Source organism: Sphaerospermopsis reniformis (assembly GCF_005402885.1).
In the GTDB taxonomy this organism is placed as follows: Bacteria; Cyanobacteriota; Cyanobacteriia; order Cyanobacteriales; family Nostocaceae; genus Sphaerospermopsis; species Sphaerospermopsis kisseleviana.
On sequence record NZ_BJCE01000489.1, the window covers coordinates 1 to 1189 of the forward strand.

A 1189-nucleotide genomic window follows, 5' to 3' on the forward strand; every position below is an offset into this window, starting at 1 on the left:
ACAGGGGATAGTCAAAATGCAGGGATTGATGGGGCAGTATCAATATACTCAAATATAACAACAAATGGGGGGAATTTAACCGCCACAGGAAAGACATCAGTAAATGGTTTTGCAGGACTATTTGTAGGGAGTCTTCAAGCAAGTATTAATACAGGAAATGGCAGTATTAACTTCACCGGTACATCATCAGGAAATGGAACTGACTCACGTGGTATTTATATAGGAGGAACATTAACAACAACTTTAGGAAATATCACACTAACAGGCAATAGCACTAATGTTAATGCAGCAGGAATTACAATAGATAATCAAATTACCTCAAATAGTGGTAGTATAACATTCACGGGTACATCAGCAGGCAATGGTATCTCTGCTAGAGGTATTAATGTAGTAAGTAGTGTATCAACAACTAGTGGAAATATCACATTAACAGGCAATAGCACTAATGCTAATGGTAATGCAGCAGGAATTAGAATAAATGATCAAATTACCTCAAATAGTGGTAGTATAACATTCACGGGTACATCAGCAGGCAATGGTAACGCTGCTAGAGGTATTAGTGTACAAGATAATGTATCAACAGATAGTGGAAATATCACATTAACAGGCAATAACACTAATGCTAATGGTATAGCCGAAGGAATTTTCAGTAATCGAGCCATCACTTCTAATGCAGGTAGTATAGCATTAACAGGGACATCAGCAGGCAATGGTAACGCTGCTAGAGGTATTAGTGTACAAGGTAATGTATCAACAGATAGTGGAAATATCACATTAACAGGAAATAACACTAATGCTAATGGTATAGCCGAAGGAATTTTCAGTAATCGAGCCATCACTTCTAATGCAGGTAATATCACATTAATTGGCAGTTCTAATAGCGCTAACGGTGGAGTAAATATTGGCATTGCTAATATTACAGCCAACTCTACATCTGCCAACGTTAATATATCTAGTAATGTCGGCAATATCGTACTAGGAAATATTCAAGATAGTGGCAATTTAACAGTAACATCGGCGGGAACAATTACCCAAAATACAGGTACAAGTATCACAGTTGCCAATAATGCTAACTTCACCACCACCTTAGCAAATACAGGCAACGTGACTGTTACTAATAACAATGCTAACGGCACAGTATTAGGTAATAGTACAATCGGGGGAACATTCACCTTAACAAGTGCTGGAA

1 protein-coding gene is annotated in these 1189 nt (G+C 37.7%); it reads left to right on the forward strand.

Going from position 1 to position 1189, the window contains the following annotated elements; translation table 11 throughout:
- Positions 1-1189 (forward strand): beta strand repeat-containing protein (locus tag FFR48_RS27935; RefSeq protein WP_162501992.1); only part of this gene is annotated, 1189 nt, incomplete at both ends.